The 508-nt window shown below is 30.5% G+C and carries 1 protein-coding gene; it reads left to right on the top strand.

Going from position 1 to position 508, the window contains the following annotated elements; all coding sequences use genetic code 11:
* The coding region (locus tag ACYVAA_RS23085; protein ID WP_460546478.1) for a hypothetical protein at positions 1-508 on the top strand (508 nt) is incomplete at both ends.

Below are 508 nucleotides of genomic sequence, written 5' to 3'. Positions count from 1 at the left end.
AGAACGACATGGGCTACGATCCGACTTTGAAAATGAATTAAACTTTATTGAGAAAAATAGAGATAAAGTTAGTGACTATCTGAAAGATAAAAGGGAATTATTTGATAAGGAAAAGGATTTTAAAAATGAAATAAATGGACTTGAAACCAAGTTAGCTCATAACCAAGAACAATACTCTGACTTGTATAGTGAACTCTCCAGAAAAATGGATCAGATCGAGCAAAAAATCAAAGAGATTGAAGATAAAATCAATAGTTACCTATGCGATGAAAAAAAATATGAGGACTTTACTAAAACATCTCCATTTAAAGTAATTGAAGATAATCAGGAAACTTCTAAAACCATAAAAAATGGCAAGGTTGCTGTTCAAATCATTGAAGATATTACTGATAAATATTACCTCACAAAAGAAAAGCAAGATGAATTAAAAACCAGTATTGATAAGTTCTTATCCCACTTTTCTGAAGGCAATATTTTTAGCTTCCCATCAAAACTTCCCGATACGTCA

It is taken from the genome of Echinicola sediminis, from assembly GCF_054777495.1.
This window is presented reverse-complemented; position numbering and strand designations above follow the sequence as displayed.